Source organism: Shewanella sp. BJSY2023SW001, assembly GCF_047314685.1.
GTDB classification, from domain to species: domain Bacteria; phylum Pseudomonadota; class Gammaproteobacteria; order Enterobacterales; family Shewanellaceae; genus Shewanella; species Shewanella indica.
Map to the genome: position 1 here is coordinate 73,543 of NZ_JBKORF010000051.1, position 17,900 is coordinate 91,442.

Genomic DNA, 17,900 nt, shown 5'->3' on the forward strand with positions numbered 1-17,900 from the left:
CCATGCACGCATTGGACTATGGAATTTTCCTGGCGTATCTCGTAGGTTTACTGGGGTTTGGTTACTTCCATTTCAAACGCCACAGTGACGGCGATGACTACTATCTCGGTGGCCGCAACATCAAAGCCAGGCACGTGGGCTTTTCCATTGCCGCCACGGATGTGGGCGGTGGATTTTCCATAGGTCTTGCCGGTCTCGGCTTCAGTATGGGGCTGGCGGGCAGCTGGCTGCTGTTTACCGGTTTGTTGGGGGCCTGGTTATCTGCTGTGTTTGTTATTCCCAGGGTCAAACGTCTGGAGCAGGGCGAGCGCTTTTATACCTATCCGGATCTGCTCAAGCACAGATTCGGGGCCAGAGTCGCCATGTTGGCCGCCTTGATCTCCTGTATCGGTTATCTGGGGTTTACCGGCGCGCAGATCCTCGCCGGCGCCAAACTGGCGGCCGCCACTCTGTTGCCCAAGGGCTTCGATGCCTTGCCGCCGCTGCAATTGGCACTCTGGGTTATAGGCGGGACCACCATACTTTACACTGTATTTGGGGGCCTCAAGGCGGTTATCTATACCGACAGCGTTCAGTGGCTCATTTTATTGCTGGGCTTGATTGGCTTTACCCTGCCCTACGCTCTGGTAGAGGTCGGTGGCTGGCAGGGGTTGAGCCGCAATCTGCCGCCGTCCCATATGTCACTGACCGCCATAGATCCCATCACGGCCATCAATTGGCTACTCACCATCACACCTGTGTGGCTGATTGCCATGACTCTCTATCAGCGAATGTTTGCCTGTAAAGATAGCGCCACCGCCAAGCGCGCCTGGTATCTGGCCGGGGTGCTTGAATATCCCCTGATGGCGATATCCGGTGTTTTATTGGGGATGTGCGCCAGAGTCATGTTGCCACATATGGACAGTGAAATGGCGGTGCCGGCGATGATCCGCGATCTCTTGCCAATGGGCTTTACCGGGCTGATTATCGCGGCATACTTTTCCGCCATCATGTCCACCGCAGACAGTTGCCTGATGGCGGCATCCGGCAATCTGACCCAAGATCTGCTCGGGCTGGATCCCAGAGGGAACAACACCCTGAGACTGTCGATGATTGCCACTCTATTGCTGGGGCTGGCGGCCATCTACCTCGCCAGTCAGGCCAGGCAGGTATTGGATGCCATTCTCTATGCTTATGCCTTTATGGTTTCCGGACTGTTTGTCCCGACTCTGGCGGCGCTGTTTTGGCCCAGAGTCAGCTCCACTGCGGCACTTTGCGCCATGTTAGGGGGTGGCCTCACGGCGCTGGCACTACTGACAGAGCTGCTCAAGCTGCCGGATGGCTTGGCTAAACTCGGTCTAGATCCCAGTATCTATGGCATTTTGGTCTCCGCCGGTTTGTTGGTGCTGGTCAACATCATTCACCAACCAGCTCCCAAGCCCCGGCTCACCTCGCATCAGGACAGTTCACACTCATGACCCAAGTTCAATTTGATCAGCAACTCAACTTACTCGGCGCCCACATCCAGCATGGCCCGGCCAATGATCGCATTTATTTAATCTCCCTTGGTAATGCCGAACCCGGCCCTTTACTGGATGCGCTGAATGCTATGGCGCTGCAACATGGTTACGGCAAGATCATCGCCAAGTTACCTGAGCACAAGGCCGGTTTGTTTTTGGCATATGGTTTTAGCGAAGAAGCCAGGATCCCAGGATTTTATCAAGGCCGGGATGCCGTATTTCTCGCCCGTTACCAGGACAAAACCAGGCAGTTTCGCACCATGCCGGAGTTGGATACCCTGTTGGAGCGCGCCAGGGCGGATATCAAGCCTGAATTCCATTCACCGGCCGAGGTCAGTCGCTGCCGGGCAGAGGACCTACCACAGATGGCCAGGCTCTATAGCGAGGTGTTTCCCAGCTACCCCTTCCCCATTGAAGATCCGGAATTTTTACGGCAGAACATGGCCAGTAATGTCGACTACTTTGGGATCCGCCAACAAGGGCGGCTGATAGCCCTGGCTTCTGCCGAAAAAGATCCCAAGAGTCTCAGTGCAGAGATGACAGATTTCGCCACTTTGCCACAGGCCCGCGGACAGGGCTGCGCCAGAGCCTTGCTGGCACATATGGAACAAGCAATACTCCACCAGGGCTACCGAACCGCCTATACCATAGCCAGAGCCGTTTCCGTTGGTATGAACCGTACCTTTGCCGCAGCAGATTACCGCTATGGCGGCCGTCTGCACCTCAATACCCAAATAGGTGGTCAGATAGAGAGCATGAACCTCTGGCATAAATTACTTGTTTAGCTACCACTTATGTGGTACTTAATGAGTCGGTCTACCACGGAAAGGTTCGATTACCCAATATAAATACGGGTCTTTGTCGAGAGAATTCCATGCTTTCGACTAATAGCCCTCCCCTTGTTAAGGGATAATATGGTGACCGTAGGAACCCTAGCCACCATGGAAGGAAAGGCGTTATCCGCATCTGTGTCATAAAAACAGCTTTTATGTCACTTAGTTTCAGTTCTCTCTTAATTTTCTTTCTTTTTGGCGCGATTCTTGGCGCTACCTCACGCTTTTTGGTCAGATGAGTTGGTAATTTGACATCAAGAGAGATACAGATTTCATTTTCAACAGCATATACAGGTGAACTTATGGCTGCTAAATTCTTTATCCCTTCAGTAAACGTCCTGGGTCAGGGCGCTGTAGACGATGCTATCGGTGATATCCAAACTCTGGGATTCAAACGAGCCCTGATAGTGACAGACAAGCCTCTGGTCAACATAGGTCTGGTAGGACAGATCGCCGAAAAGCTGGGTCAGGCAGGCATTAGCGCCACTGTATTCGATGGCGTTCAACCCAACCCAACCGTTAGCAACGTGGAAGCAGGCCTTGAGTTGTTGCGCGCCAACAACTGTGACTTCGTAATCTCCCTGGGTGGCGGTTCACCACATGATTGCGCCAAGGGTATTGCCCTGGTTGCAGCCAATGGCGGTTCCATCAAAGACTATGAAGGCTTGGATCAGTCGGCCAAACCCCAGTTGCCTTTAGTGGCTATCAATACAACAGCCGGCACCGCCAGTGAAATGACCCGCTTCTGCATCATCACAGATGAAAGCCGCCATATTAAGATGGCCATTGTCGACAAGCACACTACCCCCATCATCTCAGTCAACGACCCAGAGCTGATGCTGAAAAAACCTGCCAGCCTGACCGCGGCAACCGGTATGGATGCCCTGACGCACGCGGTAGAAGCCTATGTTTCCACAGCAGCTAACCCCATCACTGATGCCTGTGCCATCAAGGCTATTGAGCTTATTCACGCCAACCTGGTCAATGCGGTAGAGCATGGTGACAATATCCAGGCCCGTGAGCAGATGGCATACGCCCAGTTCCTCGCCGGTATGGCATTCAACAACGCCAGCCTGGGTTATGTACATGCGATGGCGCACCAGTTAGGTGGTTTCTACGATCTGCCCCATGGCGTTTGTAACGCACTCTTGCTGCCTTATGTGCAGGAATACAATGCTCAAGTGGCGGCACCAAGACTGAAAGATGTTGCCAAAGCCATGGGTGTTGATGTCAGTGCCATGAGTGATGAACAGGGTGCTGCGGCAGCAATCAAGGCGATTAAAGAATTGGCTGCGGCAGTAAAAATCCCTGAAAACCTGACAAAAATCGGAGTAAAAGCCGAAGATATTCCTGTGCTTGCAGATAATGCTCTAAAAGACGCCTGCGGCTTTACCAACCCCAAACAGGCGACTCACGAGGAAATTTGCCAAATTTTCACTAACGCACTTTGATACATTTGTAATATAATTTCAGCGTCCGCTTTTTCCCTGCAATGAGAAAGCTGTACAAGAGGCCCGCTCACCGAGCGGGCCTCTTCTCTTTCTGTCAACACTCTCTTCAAGCTTCCAAGCCCATCAGCTCAGCATTTCGACGGTTATTCGGCAACAGCTAAATTTTGAGATCTGTCCCCGGTTTATTTCTGTCGAATACAGGCTAAATGAGATTAAGAGCAGCAAGCAATAAGGAGTACACCCCCGCGTTTGTAACCCTTGTCACAGTGGCCGATTTTTAGTTCAGCCCCTATGATAAATTCAGGAATCAACCAGGCAGGATCCCTTATGACAGCCATTACCCAGATAATCAATTACACAGTTCGTTGCCCCCACTACCAAGATCAGAGCGCCGAAGCCACATGGCGCAATCACATCGAAATCAATCACTCGGCAGAAATCGCCCTCGACCGACTCAGTAAGTGGCATGCTCACTCAGGTAACAGAGTATTTTGTTTTCAGAACATAGTGGTGCGTAAGGCGGAAAAGGAGGAGGCTTACTTCGCCATGATCAGCGAGAGATTAAAATCCGCCGGCCATGCGCTGATCACGCTCAAAGTGTTTATCGACAAGTGCACCAAAGATACCTCTGTTGAGGAGATAGTTGAGCACATATACCAGGACTGCCAGACTCGCCTGAAAAGCCTAGGTTGAACCGCCCTGGAGCTGATTACCCCTGAGTCAATCAAGCTGCCATAGGCAGACTCTCAATTGGCCGTATTCTTGTCATTACTGGTAAAGATACGGCCAAACAAGCGCCAGCTCACAAATTTACCACGGACAACGGCGATAGATCACAGATATTCAATTCATTTTGGCACAAATCCGATAGACAATATCATTTTTGAGAAAATCATTTCCTTATTTTTCAAAAGCTAATAAAAGAAAACTCAAACTTACCCCAGATATAAACCATTTTTAGGCCAATTGTTGGCAAACCCTGCCACTGCTAGACTTTCCAGCGCGGGCCAAAGTCTAAAGATCTCAATCATTCAGGCCTTGCGGGGTTGATGCAAATCAGGGCGACCGAGTTCGCCCGCCGGAATAACAGAATTTGTTTTTAAATCTGCAACAGGAAAGCCATTAAATGCACGAGTTAGCCAATATCGTCATCGTCGGCGGCGGCGCCGGTGGTATGGAGATCGCCACCAAACTGGGCCATAAACTGGGCCGCAAAGCCAAAGCCAGAGTCACACTTATCGATGTCGCCGACAGCCATGTCTGGAAACCCCTGCTCCATGAAGTCGCCACAGGCGCATTGGATGTCGGGGTTGATGCCATCAGTTACCGCAGTCACGCTGCCGCTCACGGCTATCACTTTCAGCAAGGCGCCATGACGGACATAGACCGCAAAGCCAAGCAGGTGATACTGGCGCCCATTTGTGATGACAAAGGTGAAGAGCTGTTGCCATCACGGCGCATCGACTATGACTATCTAGTAGTTGCCATCGGCAGTATCGCCAACGACTTCAATATTCCCGGGGTGCGGGAACACTGCGTCTTCCTCGACAACACAGAGCAAGCCATGGCCATCCGCCAGCGTTTGTTGAACAAGTTTATGCGTTATGCCAGCCATCAACAGTTGGATGAGAAGATCAAAATCGCCGTCGTCGGCGCCGGTGCCACCGGAGTGGAGATGTCGGCCGAAATGCATCACGCGGTGGATCAGCTCAAAGGCTTTGGCTACAAGATAGATACCAGCCTGTTGGAAGTCACCCTGATTGAGGCCGACAAACGAATACTGCCCAAGGTGGAAAAGGAAGAGATCTCGGCGGCAGTCGCCAGAGAGCTGAGCACTCTGGGAGTCCGGGTGATGACCAATACCCGTATCACCCAGGTGACAGCCAAGGCGTTGACTACCAGTGAGGGCGAAGAGATCCCGAGCGATATGGTGATCTGGTCCACCGGGGTCAAGGCGCCTGAGTTTCTCCACGGTATTGGCGGCTTGGAAAGCAATCATATCCATCAGCTGCTGGTCAAACCCAATGCCCAAACCACGCTGGATGAGCATATCTTTGCCATTGGAGACTGTGCCGCTTGTCCGCAGCCGGACGGCAGCTGGGTGCCGCCAAGGGGCCAGGCCGCCAGGCAGATGGCTTTGATGACTGCGGATAACATCATAGCCATGCTCAGCGGCAAGACTCCCTCGAAAGAGTACCTTTACAAGGATCTCGGTTCACTGGTGAACCTGTCACGCTTCCACACGGTCGGCAACCTGATGTCTTTCATTGGCGGAGGCGTCATGGTCGAAGGCAAGATAGCCAGATTTGTTTATACCTCTCTCTATCGCCGCCATTTGATAGAGCTGCACGGCGTGGTCAAGGGCACCCTGCTGATGTTTGCCAAGGGGATAACCCGGATAATCCATCCCCACCTCAAGCTGCATTGATAGAGGGGGCGCCAGGCGCCCCCTCTTTTATTTGTCACGCCAGCGAGGCTATAATCGCTGCAGACTTATTTACCCGTAACAGACGAATTCAGATACTGCCTATGACAGCTCAATCCGCCGACTTTTCCAATATCAACCAAAGCAGCGCCCAGTCCTTCAAGGCGCAGAAGAATCTGATCAAACAACTGCTGGCCGGTAAAAAAGTGCCCTGCCCTAAATGCCAACAAGCCTTGAGTGCCACCTTGCCACCGGCAAAATCCACCTCAGAGCTTGCCAGCATCCGCTGCCCCAAGGGCTGCACAGATATTGAGCTGGAAACCGAACTGCCGGGCAAGTGAGTAAGCCCAATAAAAAAGGACCGCAACAGACGGTGGAAATCATCTGCTGCGGCTGCAAAGCAAAACTGTTCAAATATCGAAAGGGCGGCAAAGGCGCCTTGGTTAAATGTTTTGTCGAACGGATCCTCACAGATCATACGCAAACGCCCTGTACCTGCCCCGGCTGCGGCCAGGTCTTCGCCCGTCAGGCACTGATCCGCGGCGTGCCTGCATTCAAGATTATCGGTGGCAAGGCGCGCATGAATTAGCCCCCTTGTGCGGGCGCCGAGCCTTTGCGGCGCAGATAGAAACGGTAGTACCCCAACAGATTGCTGCCGATAAACACAGACTCCATCAATACCGCCATCGGCGAACCCAACAGGATGTTATTCAGCAGCCAGCAACCGCTGCCGACGAACATCAGCTCCCTTAATCCTTTGTCATCACGGCAAAAGGCCGCCCTGGTCTGCAACAAACTGCCGGCCAGACTCAAAAGATCGAGCCATTGATTGAAACTCACGGCCACGGCCGTGACCGAAGCGGCCATAAACAGCCACATCAGACGTCTGTCAACGGTGAAGATACTGACAAAGAATCTGACACTGGCAACCAACATTAAAATGGCCGGGCTCCAGTGGTTAAGCAAGATAAAATGCGCCGCGATCAGCAGGCCCGACACCACCAGACAAGCGAGCACGGCGCGTCTGTGCCTGAATTGGAATGACAAAAGATCGCTAAACAGCGCCAGAGTGACCAACAGCTGTGAAATAACAAAAATGGACAACACTATATCCCGGAAGATTGAAACCGGCCGCTATTGTGCTGTGCCATTGAGGCGATGGCATTAACTTAGGTTAAGACGCCGGCGAATACGGCTGAGGCTCTCTGGGGTGATGCCGATATAGTTGGCCAACTGCACCTGGCTCAGGGCGCTTATCCAGTGTGGCCAATGATTTTTTAACCACAGGTAGCGCTGCTCTGGCGACTTGAGCAATAGAAAAGCTTCTTTCTGCTCCTTGTAACGCAGCTGGGCACGCAGCAATGAAAGCTCGGCGCGCTGAAACCCGCTAAGCTCAAACAGGCTCAGGGGCACGACCACCAGAGTGCTGTTTTCCAGTGCCTCAAGCTGATAACGGGCAGGCTCAGCACTGAGAAAACTGCTGTAAAGCAGACAAAATTCGCCAGGGAAATAGAACTCTTTGCAGCGCTGCTGACCATCACTCAGATAGTGGCTGGCCCGCAGCAGACCATTGAGCAATAAAAAGCCCGACTGCTGTTTGCCACCTTGTGCCAGCAGCACCTCACCTGCCTGACAACTTTTCAGCTGAGCCTTATCCAAGAGTGGCGCCAAAGCACTGGGTTCAAGCCCCAATTCAAGGAAAAAGTCTGTCAGCGCCCGGAAAGCGGCCTGATGAGACATAGATTCATGGCTCATTCAGTCGGGCGCCTATTGGGAAGAAGACGGCAGAATCGAGTTAAGGGTCACAAAGAAAGTGCGTTCCACATACTCGCCCGGCGCTTCGGCCATGGATTGCTCCTGGGTGCGGGTCTTCAGCGCCAAAGTCACGCTGTAAGGCGGGTCGAACGGCTCTTTGGGGGTAATGGCTTCTATCTCAATTCGGTCGCCGAGAAACTGGCTGGCCAGATGCGCAATGGCGCCGGTTTGATAGTCGAATCTGAACATGCCCAGGTACCAGAACACACCTGAGCCCTGGGTTGTCACCGCGAACGGAACAACAAACTGCATCGATTCGGCATTGCCGGGCAAGTTTAATGGAGTCAACTTACGGTAATCGAGCAACACCTCCCCACGAACCACTTCATCCTGATATTCGCCAAACGCCAGATGCTGCTCTTCTTTAAAGCCGGTGAGAGTGACTAACTTATTGCTGTCCGGCAAACGGATCCTGAACTGTTCTCGGGTATCCAGGCTGAACAACCTCTGCATCACACCTTGAGCGCCACCATCAAATTCAGCCAATGGACGCACCATATCGTTTTCCCTGACATAGAGGTCATCTTGGGTGAAGTTGAACCTGTAGATCCCAAGCGCAATCACCGCCAGAAACACCAGCCCCAACACTACAGCCACACGAATAAACAGCTTCATAATTCATCCTGTTAACACCAAAAACAACCATATCGGCACATTGAGCTACCTTAACCTCAAAGCCCAATGGCCGCAGCCGGGATCTGAATTCCTGTCAGCCCGGGTTCAGTCAAGAGCGCAACATTTAATATCCGTTGAAACGCCAACCTATGACTGAAGCGGTAACCATCAAAGGTACGTGCCAATGAGTTTCAGCCAACCAGATTCAGTATCATTAATTTATCAAATACAGTAGCAGACAGCTTGGTCGTTGAGAACTCAAGTTCGGCAACTGGAGATGCAGCTATTGAGGGCCCACGCAGTGCATTAATTAACAAAACAAGCGCACTGATGGAGCCTCGCGGCTCCGCCAATGACGGAAGGTTACCTTTGCTCAAGATAGATGGCTCAAGACTCAAGCTCTGCCAGCCAGCCCTTGAGCAGCGCAGCCAGTTTCTGCCTGTCTTTGGCAGATACACCCTTGAGTAACTGCTGCTGAGTCGCCATATGAGCAGGCAGTGCGGCCTCAACCTTGGCCTTGCCTTCGGCGGTTAATCGTACATTCACCGCCCGGCGATCTTCGGTGCTGTGGCTGCGACAAATGAATCCTTTCTGCTCCAGCTTATCCAAACGGCTGGTCATGGCGCCTGAGGTCAGCATCATGCTCTGGTGCAATTGCCCCGGGGTCAGAGTGTATGGCTCACCGCTGCGGCGTAAGGTTGCCAACACATCAAACTCTCCCTGACGCAAGCCAAATTCGCTATGGCAACGGAGGATTTCAGCATCTATATATTTGTAGATCCTGGCCAGGCGGCCAAAGACTTCCATCGGCTGCAGGTCGTCAGTCACCCCGGCGACCAACCACTGGCTGACTATGGTATCTACGCCATCCTTGATATCTGCGGCTTGCGGCTTGTGGGCTTGTGGCTTGTGGGTTTGTGTTTTTAGCTCTTCCTGCGACATAACTATCTCTATAGCAAGATTCTTTATAAGGAATATTATGCCAGCAAGCGGCTATTCCCAAGCCTGAAAAGCAAAAACGCCGCAGAAATCGATTTCTGCGGCGTTTTTAACTGAATCAATCAGTAAAGAGGCGAATAACTCCCCTTATGATTTCTTCACATAACAGCTCAGGATAACTATGCGGGTGCCATTGACCCGGCCTTCGATATGCTCAGGGTTATTGGTCAGAGCTATGTTACGCACGGCGGTACCGCGCTTGGCCACAAAGCTGGTGCCTTTCACGTTGAGATCTTTAATGATCACCACGCTATCACCAGCGGCCAACTGAGTGCCATTGCTGTCCAGTGTCGGCGCCGAATCATCGCTCTCGGCCGACAAAGACTCGGCATCGCCCCAAGCTTTGAGATCGTCTTCCAGATAAAGCATATCCAGCAGATCCTGAGCCCAACTCTCGCCATTGAGGCGCTTGAGCATGCGATAAGCCATGACCTGCACGGCAGGAACCTGACTCCACATACTGTCGTTCAGGCAACGCCAGTGGTTAACATCCATGGTGTCCGGAGCGGTAATCTGGCCTTCACAGGTAGCGCAGATCATAATGTCACTATCGGTGCGATCACCCGAGTGAGGCAGATCATAGACAGACAGAGCGCCTTCGGCTCCACAGAGTTCACATTTCCCGCCACAGCGGCTTTGCAATTCAGTTTCTGAAGTCATCACTAATATTCTTCGGTCAGGCAAAACGCACATTATGCCGCAAAATCAGAGCTTGATCAGTTTTGCAGTTCACAAAAGCACAAAATAACTGGGGTTTTATCAGAAATGATACGCCATACTAAGGCGAATATCCCGTCCCTGAGCCGCAATGCCGTCAGCCAAATGCGGGCTGTAATACTGGTTGGTCAGGTTACGCAGCGCCAGCCTCAGCTCAAGCCCCTGCAACATATCTTCCGGCTGGAAGGCAAGATACAAGTCTTGCAGAAAATAGGCCTGGCTGGGTCTATCGCTGACAAACAGGCCCTCTTCCGGCACCTTCTGCTGCGCATCATACCAACTGCCACGCCAGGAGAGCGACAGCTCGGGAGTCAGGTAGTACCCCAGGTGCAGACGCATATTGAGCGGAGGAATGTCTGCCAGGTTTTCATCCCTGCCACTGCTGTCACGCAGGCTGCCGCTGTGCTTGCCGCGGGTATAGGAAGCCGTATAGTCGGCAAACCAATCGTGCCAACGGTATTGAGCCTCGAAATCGCCACCGTAGATATGGTAGCCGTCGAGATTCACATAACCGCTCTCAAAAGGCTGACTCTTGTCGACCCAGAGTCCTTTGCGCTGGGCGATATCCTGTTTTCCCTGATTCCAATACAGAGTCAGTTGGGTCGAGAGCCTGTCATCACCGGCGAAGACCCCATCAAAGGCGCTGCTCAGCCCAAGCTTATAGGCGTGCAGCCGCTCGACATCTATCCCGCGACTGGTCGCCTGAGCACTACTGGCCTTGGCATATTGCACCGCGTAAATCTCATCCACCACAGGTGCCTGCAGGCTGTAGGCATAATCCAGGGTTAGGAAGCTGACATCACCGAGACGGTATTCCAGCCCAAGCCTTGGCGACCAACCGCTGTGGCGGGTAGAGGAAAAATCATGGCCGACACTGGGGTCGTTGTAATCCGGCGCCAGATTGCCATGGCCTATGCTGTAAATACTGTCGAACCGCAACGATGGTTTTAGGATGAGGTTATCCGTCAGGGCAATGCTGTCGCTGATATAAAAGGCGTAGGTATCCTGGCGACCTCCAGGCTGGTAGTAAGGCGTGTACAGGCCGAAGTTTTTCTCCGCCTTGTTCTGATAACTCTTGTTGAATACCAATGAGCGGCGATCGAGCGAGCGATACTGCAGCCCCACAGTCAGCAAGTGGTCACCCAACTGGCTGGTGTTGTTGATATCGATAAAGTCCCTGTCGTATTCGAGCCAGGACTCGTGGCCAAAGTTACCTACAGAAACAAACATCTTATCGAAGGCTATCTGGGGCCTTACCCAGTGCCTGTCGTTACTGCTGCTGGACAGCGCCAATTGCAGATCCCACAGCGGACTGGCCGGTGTATAACGGTAGTTGAGTGAAACTGTGCTGTCTTTATAACTGTTGAGGGCGGTATTGGCGTATTCTGCCGCCTCAAAAGAGCCGTACTTTTTGATATTGAACTCAGATACAGTGGGCATTTCGCCGCGGCGGTTGGCCCAGGGTTTACGGCCTTCATCATCGTAGGAGGTATAGCTCAAAGACAACTTGTGCGCCCCCAGCTCATAATCCAGCTTGGCCAGTAGGTTGTTTTGCCGATAACCTGAGAAACGAAACACCTGGCCGTTGCCCAGCTCAAGATCGCCGGCATCTTTATAGCTGTAGTTAACAAGTGCCGACAGCCCTGAGTTCAAGCGGCCATAAAGCGCACCAGTGTAAGTCTCCAAGCCGTTGTTATCGGCATAGCTGGCCTTGACTCTGGCGCCCAAGCTTTTGCCGTAATCCAGAAAATCATCGGCACTCTTGGTCACCACATACATGGAGCCACCGAAACCACCATTGCCGGAGCGGGGATCGTGGGCGCCCTTGATCACCTCAATTCGCTTGACCATATCCGGGTCGATAAAGAAAGAGCCGTAGCGATACTGTTCAAACCCGACCGGGGCGTTGTCGACATAGACATTGAGATCTTCTGTCTCACCAAAGCCCCAGACATTGATTTTCTCACCGCCGCTGCGGGGGCCGCCATCAAGAGTGATGCCGGGCACAGTGTCCAGCACTTCGGCAAAGTTTCCCGCCTGTTGCTCCTCTATGTCCTCCAATGTCACCAAGGCTTCGCCCGGACGGGTCAGCGTCAGTTCCCGACGAAAAGGCTGGCCACGCACCTCTATGATCTCTATCGCTTCCACCTTAGGTTCACCCAGCACGCTGGTACCACTCTTGGACGGCTGAGAAGTGGCGGCCAGCAAGGGCCAGGGCGCCAAGGCACACAGCAGTAATGGCAGCTTGCCGCTCGGCGCCATTCGCCGGGATTGTTCGCTTGTCATCTATCATCTCCCCTTAAAAATAAGGCGGCATTATAAGAATCAAGCTGACAAATGAGAATTATTCTCACCGATATTTACACAGGATCCTATTTGGTTATATTTGTTTCAAAAATGTAAAACCACTTGACTCACAACAGGCTTTCACCTGAGATATCGCCGTGAAGAAAATGGAGAACAAAAATGAGCTTCAGCGAACAAGGTTTTGCCTTTCTGACCCGGCTGGAAAACAACAACGACAGGGCCTGGTTCAAGCAACATCAGGATGAGTATGAAACCCTGCTCAGGGGGCCGGCACTGGCGTTTATTGAACAGATGCAGCAGCCTATTCAGGCCTTGTCTCCCAGATTGACAGCGATCGCCAAGAAGGTCGGAGGCAGTTTGATGCGGCCACAGCGGGACACTCGCTTTGGTCACGACAAGTCGCCCTACAAGCTCAATGTCGGGATCCAGTTTCGCCATTTTCAGGGTAAGGATGTCCACGCTCCCGGGTTGTATCTGCATCTGGCCAACGATGGCTGCTTTATCGCTGCCGGGATCTGGCGCCCCGAATCCAAGGTGCTCGGCGCCATCAGACAATGTATCGACGACAACCCACGCGCCTACAGTAAGGCGTTGGAGGAATTACAGCGCCATGGGTTTACGATGGACGGTGACAGCCTGGTGCGACCACCCAAGGGGTTCGATAAAAGCCACCCATTGATAAACGAATTGAAACGCAAAGACTTTGTGGCGCTTAAGATGCTGACAAAAGAGCAGGTTTGTCGCAGCGATTTTGTCGACTTCTGTGCCAGTGAGTTCCAACACACCCAGGCGTTGATGCGCTATCTGTGCTTTGCCCTGGACTTGGATTATTGATGTCTGTTCCTGGATTATTGATTGCCGTACCCGAGCTTAAACTGCCCAGGTAGAATCTGGCTCAACGTCCAAGCTGAGCGCGCATCACACTCAACGCCTGCTGCAACTCCTGATGCAAACCGGCCTTGCCGAGCACCCGAATCCCCTGCAGTTGCAACAGTAACCAGGCCGCGAGCGCCTCGGTATTGTCACTGTTAAGCTCGCCGCGTTCTCTGGCGTGGGTCAACGCCTTGGCAAACGCCTCCTTGATGGAGTCAAACAAGTGCCGACTCTCTTGCTGCACGACAGCATCCTCCAAGCTCATCTCCAGCAGCGCATTTTGCAGGAAACAGCCGTATTTTTGCTCTCGCTGCAGGGCCACAAACTGTTCAAGGTAATCAATTACCTGCTGTAACCCTGCGCCTTCAGCGCGCAGGCTGTCGAGCGCTGGCAAAGAGTTTTGCTGCAGATACAGACGCAGCGCCTCCCGGTACAGATTCAGCTTGTCGCCATAAGTGTTATAGAGACTGAATCTGTTGATCCCCAGATGCTCGACCAGATCCGCCACTGAGGTGGCGGCATAGCCCTTTTGCCAAAAGAGCTCCATTGCCAATTTCAGCTTATCTTGCCGGTCAAAATTGCAACTTCTTGCCATACTGCTCCCAAGCGTTTTCAGAGAATGACGTGCCGTATATTTAGCCAAATTAATTCTTGACTGATCGTTCTGATATCCCTAAAGTCTAACCTAAACGATCGTTCCGAAAAAGATTTGAATACATTTTCCTGACAGCCAAGCCAGGAAAAATAACTAATCCAGGGGCAAAACGGCCCAAGACAGATGGAGAAAGATAGATGAAGCTGTATGAACTCGGACCTACCCCAAGTGCCCGCAGAGTCAGTATTTTCATGGCGGAGAAAGGCATAGATATCGAGCGGATAAACGTCGATCTTCGCGGCGGAGAAAATCTCTCGGCCGAATTCAAGGCCAAGAGTCTCAATGGCCGCATTCCGCTGCTGGAGCTGGATGATGGCAGTTATCTGTGCGAGTCTGTGGCCATCTGCCGTTATCTCGACGAGTTGTTCCCTACCGAGCTTAAACTCTTTGGTAGCACGCCGCTGGAGCGAGCAAAGGTGGAGATGTGGCAGCGCATCGTTGAACTGCAGGGGTTGTTACCTGCCTTTCAGGCATTTCGCAATATCAGCGGCATCTACAGCGACCGGGAAACCTGCATTCAAGATTGGGGCGAAGAATCCCGCAAGCGCCTGGAATCTTTCCTGCCTCTGCTGGAGCAGCGCCTGAGTGAATCCCCCTATCTGGCCGGTGACAACTACTCCATTGCCGATATTACCGCTTATATCTTATTGGGATTCATCAAAAATCTGCAGATTTCACTGCAACCATTCCCTGTGCTGCAGAGCTGGTATGAGCAAACCGGACAACGCCCGGCAATGAGCCAGCCAAAACAAGGATAAAAGCAAGGATAAAATCTAGGAGACACACATGATTGAACTCTATACCGCCGCCACCCCCAACGGCTTTAAAATCAGTATTGCCCTGGAAGAGATGGGCTTGCCCTACCGGGTACACCATCTGGATCTCAGTGCCAATGAACAGAAACAACCCGAGTTTTTAGCCATTAACCCAAACGGCCGGATCCCGGCCATCATAGACAGGGATAACGATGATTTCGTGGTGTTTGAATCCGGTGCTATCTTGCTTTACTTGGCTGAAAAAACAGGGAAATTCTTACCTGTAGATGCCAAGAAGCGCTCCCAGGTCATCCAATGGCTGATGTTCCAGATGGGCGGCGTAGGCCCCATGATGGGACAAGCCAATGTGTTCTACCGTTATTTTCCGGAGAAGATCCCGGCCGCGATAGAGCGTTATCAAAAAGAGGGCCGGCGTCTGTTTGAGGTGATGGATAATCAGTTGGCCAAACATGCCTATCTGGCCGGTGATGAGTACAGCATAGCCGATATGGCCACCTGGCCCTGGGTACGGATTTACGACTGGAGCGGCATAGATATTCAAGGCCTGCCTCATCTGCAACGTTGGCTCGATACGCTGGCCCAGCGCCCGGCCTGTCAAAAAGGCATAGTCACCCCTGAGTCCAGGGACCAGTTAAGCGATGAAGACAGGGCCAAACAGATAGCGCAAATGGTTACCCGTTAAGTCTGAGTCGTGTGGTAACCATTAGCAAACAGTAGCAAAACAAGGTGCCGGGGACAGGCCGCGGCACTTCTGTTAATATTGGCGCCATTGCTATTCCTACTTGATGCAGAGAAACCTTTGACCGCGCCAAGCCCCTCACTGACTCCGGCCCAAAAACGTGCCGCCAGTTATGCCAACACCATCAACACTCTGTTTACTGAAATCCTCGACAGTCGCCAGAGTGCCGATCGGGTGCTGGCGAACTATTTCCGCAGCAACAAGAAACACGGCTCCAAGGACAGAAAGGTCATTCGGGAAACCCTGTTTGCCCTGTTTCGTTGGTGGGGTTGGTTACAACAACTTGAAGCTACCGATGAGCAAACCCTGTGGTTCCAGCGCCTGGCATTGGCGGCGGCAATAGAAGCTCACCCTTGGACGGACATTATCAGTGCCTGGCAGCAACAAGCTGACAAGTCATTCGCCCTGCCTGAGCAGGCTCTGGCCCCCAAAGCCGCCGCCGCATTGGTATTCAAGGTCTCTGGCCGAAATGTCTTGGCAAGAGACCTGGCGCCGGACTGGTTCTGGCATGCCTTGGCGCCGCTGCCAGCGGCCCGGGAAGAGCTGCTGATAGACGCGCTTTGCAGCCGCCCCCCCATCTGGGCCAGGGTGCAAAATATGTCGCAGTCCAAGGCCCTGGCCGAGCTCAGAAGCGCCGGAGTCGATGCAAGCGCCGCCCCCGTCTTCAATGACGCCATCAGCCTTGGCAGCAAGAGTATCAACCTCAATGAAATCAAACTCTATAAAGAAGGGTTTATTGAAGTGCAGGATCTGGCCTCCCAAGTCATAGGCCAGGTTTGCGCCCCTAGAGCCAATGAAAACTGGTGGGACGCCTGCTCCGGCGCCGGTGGCAAGAGCCTGCAACTCAGCTCGCTGATGCAGCAAGATAGCGCCGCCAAAGGCGTTTTGGGCACTATTACCGCCTCGGATATCCGCCCGGCTGCTCTCAATGAACTGGAAAAACGCGCCAAACGCGCCGGTTTCAACATCAAGGTTGCGCCTTGGCGCAGCGATGCCCTGCCGGTTGCCAGAGAAACCTTCGACGGCGTGCTGGTCGATGCCCCCTGCAGCTGCACCGGCACCTGGCGCCGAAATCCGGACATGCGCTGGCTGGATGACAGCCAGGCCATCAGCGATAAACCCGCGCTGCAGCTCGACATACTCAGCCGCGCCAGCGATGCAGTCAAGCCAGGAGGTACTTTGGTTTACGCCACCTGCTCACTGGCGGACAGCGAAAACCGCCAGGTGGTCGATGCCTTCCTGGCCAAGCGGCCCGAGTTTACTCTGGAAACGCTCAGCCACCCATTCAGCGGTGAACAGACGCAGTATTTGACGATTTGGCCCTTTGAAGCCAATGCCGATGGGATGTTTGTTGTTCGTTTTCGTAAACAAGGCTAGCAAGAGTCAGGTTAATACCCGAAGGGAGTCGAGACAGGGAATCGTGGACAGACATGCAATAATTTTTACCTTGAGACGCTAAATTTCTCACTTTAGCTTGACCGGCGCTTTAGGTAAAAAGGAGCGGTGCAACCTATATGCACTGTGTTATTGGAAATGGATCATGTCAAACCACTATGATTTCGACGACGATGATACTCCATGGGGAGATCATGTCAGAGGCAAGCAAAAGAACAAACGGGTCAAACAACGCCGCCGGGACAGCAAGAGACGTTATCCGGACGAATATATGGAGCCTGAGTTCCTCAGAGATAAATGGAAATAATCTTGGCTTAATCTCAAGAAAACCAATCAACAACAAAGGGGCTTAGGAAAGGGCGAATAAGCTGCGAATAAGCCCCATTTGTGCACTGCGTCAACTCACCTGTCTAGGCTACGCCAATTTGCAACAACGCCAGCGGCGGCTCCGAAGGGGGTATTGGTGCAATTCTGCAAAAATAACGTTGCTTAAAATTGCTTATATTTCTACAAACATACACCTCATTTCCAGGCACAGGCGGAACTGTGACCGTCGAAAACAGGGACGTTTTCGTCGAGGCTACATGGACGTATTCACGCCATGTCACAGGATCGCCTGTGCGAAAGGCGCACCGCAGGTGATTGGCGGCTGCTTAGCCAGAAGCTAAGACCTAGTTTATTGATGAGTTTTGACTTAAAGCCATGATAGCCGCTGTGCCAGCGGCCTAAAGTCGTGGAGCAAGTGCATCCATGCACAAGGGCCAGTTCGCCATCCCTGGCTCTCGCTCGTAAGCATGTCGC

Annotated in this window: 19 protein-coding genes; 12 read left to right on the plus strand and 7 right to left on the minus strand. The window is 52.7% G+C overall.

From position 1 onward, the window contains the following. Positions 1 to 2 precede the first annotated feature (2 nt). The 7 genes from ACMHXH_RS11755 (at position 3) to ACMHXH_RS11785 (ending at position 6,797) form a co-directional block, all read left to right on the plus strand. On the plus strand, positions 3 to 1,457 hold the full coding sequence (locus ACMHXH_RS11755; protein WP_071476611.1) for a sodium:solute symporter family protein: 1,455 nt from the start codon (positions 3 to 5) through the stop codon (positions 1,455 to 1,457). Further along, complete coding sequence (gene ablB, locus ACMHXH_RS11760) at positions 1,454 to 2,284, plus strand: putative beta-lysine N-acetyltransferase (protein ID WP_071476612.1); 831 nt, start codon at positions 1,454 to 1,456, stop codon at positions 2,282 to 2,284. The genes ACMHXH_RS11755 and ablB overlap by 4 nt, the downstream gene beginning before the upstream one ends. A 350-nt stretch (positions 2,285 to 2,634) precedes the next feature. After that, complete coding sequence (yiaY, locus tag ACMHXH_RS11765) at positions 2,635 to 3,783, plus strand: L-threonine dehydrogenase (protein ID WP_039034747.1); 1,149 nt, start codon at positions 2,635 to 2,637, stop codon at positions 3,781 to 3,783. 327 nt (positions 3,784 to 4,110) lie between these two features. After that, positions 4,111 to 4,476, plus strand: a complete 366-nt coding sequence (locus tag ACMHXH_RS11770) for a hypothetical protein (RefSeq protein WP_039034746.1) — start codon at positions 4,111 to 4,113, stop codon at positions 4,474 to 4,476. A 433-nt stretch (positions 4,477 to 4,909) separates the two neighbouring features. Next, complete coding sequence (locus ACMHXH_RS11775) at positions 4,910 to 6,211, plus strand: NAD(P)/FAD-dependent oxidoreductase (protein ID WP_025889419.1); 1,302 nt, start codon at positions 4,910 to 4,912, stop codon at positions 6,209 to 6,211. Between the two features lie 101 nt (positions 6,212 to 6,312). Then, entirely contained in the window at positions 6,313 to 6,549 is a 237-nt protein-coding gene (locus ACMHXH_RS11780; protein WP_025011415.1) for a hypothetical protein, read from the plus strand. After that, on the plus strand, positions 6,546 to 6,797 hold the full coding sequence (locus ACMHXH_RS11785; protein ID WP_028778989.1) for a hypothetical protein: 252 nt from the start codon (positions 6,546 to 6,548) through the stop codon (positions 6,795 to 6,797). Before ACMHXH_RS11780 ends, ACMHXH_RS11785 begins: the two co-directional genes overlap by 4 nt. Here ACMHXH_RS11785 and ACMHXH_RS11790 read toward each other — a convergent pair. The 6 genes from ACMHXH_RS11790 to ACMHXH_RS11815 form a co-directional block, all read right to left on the minus strand. After that, positions 6,794 to 7,312, minus strand: a complete 519-nt coding sequence (locus ACMHXH_RS11790; RefSeq protein WP_143078410.1) for a YgjV family protein — start codon at positions 7,310 to 7,312, stop codon at positions 6,794 to 6,796. The two genes, ACMHXH_RS11785 and ACMHXH_RS11790, sit on opposite strands and share 4 nt — an antisense overlap. 60 nt (positions 7,313 to 7,372) lie before the next feature. Continuing rightward, the gene (locus ACMHXH_RS11795; protein WP_101096118.1) at positions 7,373 to 7,963 is read right to left on the minus strand and encodes a Crp/Fnr family transcriptional regulator; all 591 of its coding nucleotides are present in this window, start codon (positions 7,961 to 7,963) and stop codon (positions 7,373 to 7,375) included. Between the two features lie 12 nt (positions 7,964 to 7,975). Next, complete coding sequence (locus ACMHXH_RS11800) at positions 7,976 to 8,638, minus strand: hypothetical protein (protein WP_071476614.1); 663 nt, start codon at positions 8,636 to 8,638, stop codon at positions 7,976 to 7,978. 387 nt (positions 8,639 to 9,025) lie between these two features. Continuing rightward, complete coding sequence (locus tag ACMHXH_RS11805; protein WP_071476615.1) at positions 9,026 to 9,580, minus strand: MarR family winged helix-turn-helix transcriptional regulator; 555 nt, start codon at positions 9,578 to 9,580, stop codon at positions 9,026 to 9,028. A gap of 144 nt (positions 9,581 to 9,724) precedes the next feature. Further along, positions 9,725 to 10,297, minus strand: a complete 573-nt coding sequence (locus ACMHXH_RS11810; RefSeq protein ID WP_071476616.1) for a PhnA domain-containing protein — start codon at positions 10,295 to 10,297, stop codon at positions 9,725 to 9,727. A 99-nt stretch (positions 10,298 to 10,396) separates the two neighbouring features. Continuing rightward, positions 10,397 to 12,640, minus strand: coding sequence for a TonB-dependent receptor domain-containing protein (locus tag ACMHXH_RS11815; RefSeq protein WP_335911933.1), 2,244 nt, complete (start codon positions 12,638 to 12,640; stop codon positions 10,397 to 10,399). Between the two features lie 180 nt (positions 12,641 to 12,820). Here ACMHXH_RS11815 and ACMHXH_RS11820 point away from each other — a divergent pair, with 180 nt between their 5' ends. After that, positions 12,821 to 13,495, plus strand: a complete 675-nt coding sequence (locus ACMHXH_RS11820; protein ID WP_039034740.1) for a DUF2461 domain-containing protein — start codon at positions 12,821 to 12,823, stop codon at positions 13,493 to 13,495. 61 nt (positions 13,496 to 13,556) lie between these two features. Here the strand turns inward: ACMHXH_RS11820 and ACMHXH_RS11825 are convergent, their stop codons facing one another. Further along, positions 13,557 to 14,129 (minus strand): TetR/AcrR family transcriptional regulator, encoded by a 573-nt coding sequence (locus ACMHXH_RS11825; protein WP_071476619.1) that lies wholly within the window; start codon positions 14,127 to 14,129, stop codon positions 13,557 to 13,559. Between the two features lie 197 nt (positions 14,130 to 14,326). On the opposite strand from ACMHXH_RS11825, the gene ACMHXH_RS11830 reads away from it, so the two are divergent. From ACMHXH_RS11830 to ACMHXH_RS11845, 4 genes are all read left to right on the plus strand, one after another. Further along, positions 14,327 to 14,947: a glutathione S-transferase family protein gene (locus tag ACMHXH_RS11830; RefSeq protein WP_093982547.1), complete on the plus strand. Its 621-nt coding sequence runs from the start codon at positions 14,327 to 14,329 to the stop codon at positions 14,945 to 14,947. A 28-nt stretch (positions 14,948 to 14,975) separates the two neighbouring features. After that, on the plus strand, positions 14,976 to 15,647 hold the full coding sequence (locus tag ACMHXH_RS11835; RefSeq protein ID WP_039034737.1) for a glutathione S-transferase family protein: 672 nt from the start codon (positions 14,976 to 14,978) through the stop codon (positions 15,645 to 15,647). A 117-nt stretch (positions 15,648 to 15,764) separates the two neighbouring features. Then, complete coding sequence (locus tag ACMHXH_RS11840) at positions 15,765 to 17,081, plus strand: RsmB/NOP family class I SAM-dependent RNA methyltransferase (protein ID WP_335911935.1); 1,317 nt, start codon at positions 15,765 to 15,767, stop codon at positions 17,079 to 17,081. A 163-nt stretch (positions 17,082 to 17,244) separates the two neighbouring features. Next, positions 17,245 to 17,406, plus strand: a complete 162-nt coding sequence (locus ACMHXH_RS11845) for a small highly charged protein (RefSeq protein ID WP_100145030.1) — start codon at positions 17,245 to 17,247, stop codon at positions 17,404 to 17,406. Positions 17,407 to 17,900 lie beyond the last annotated feature (494 nt).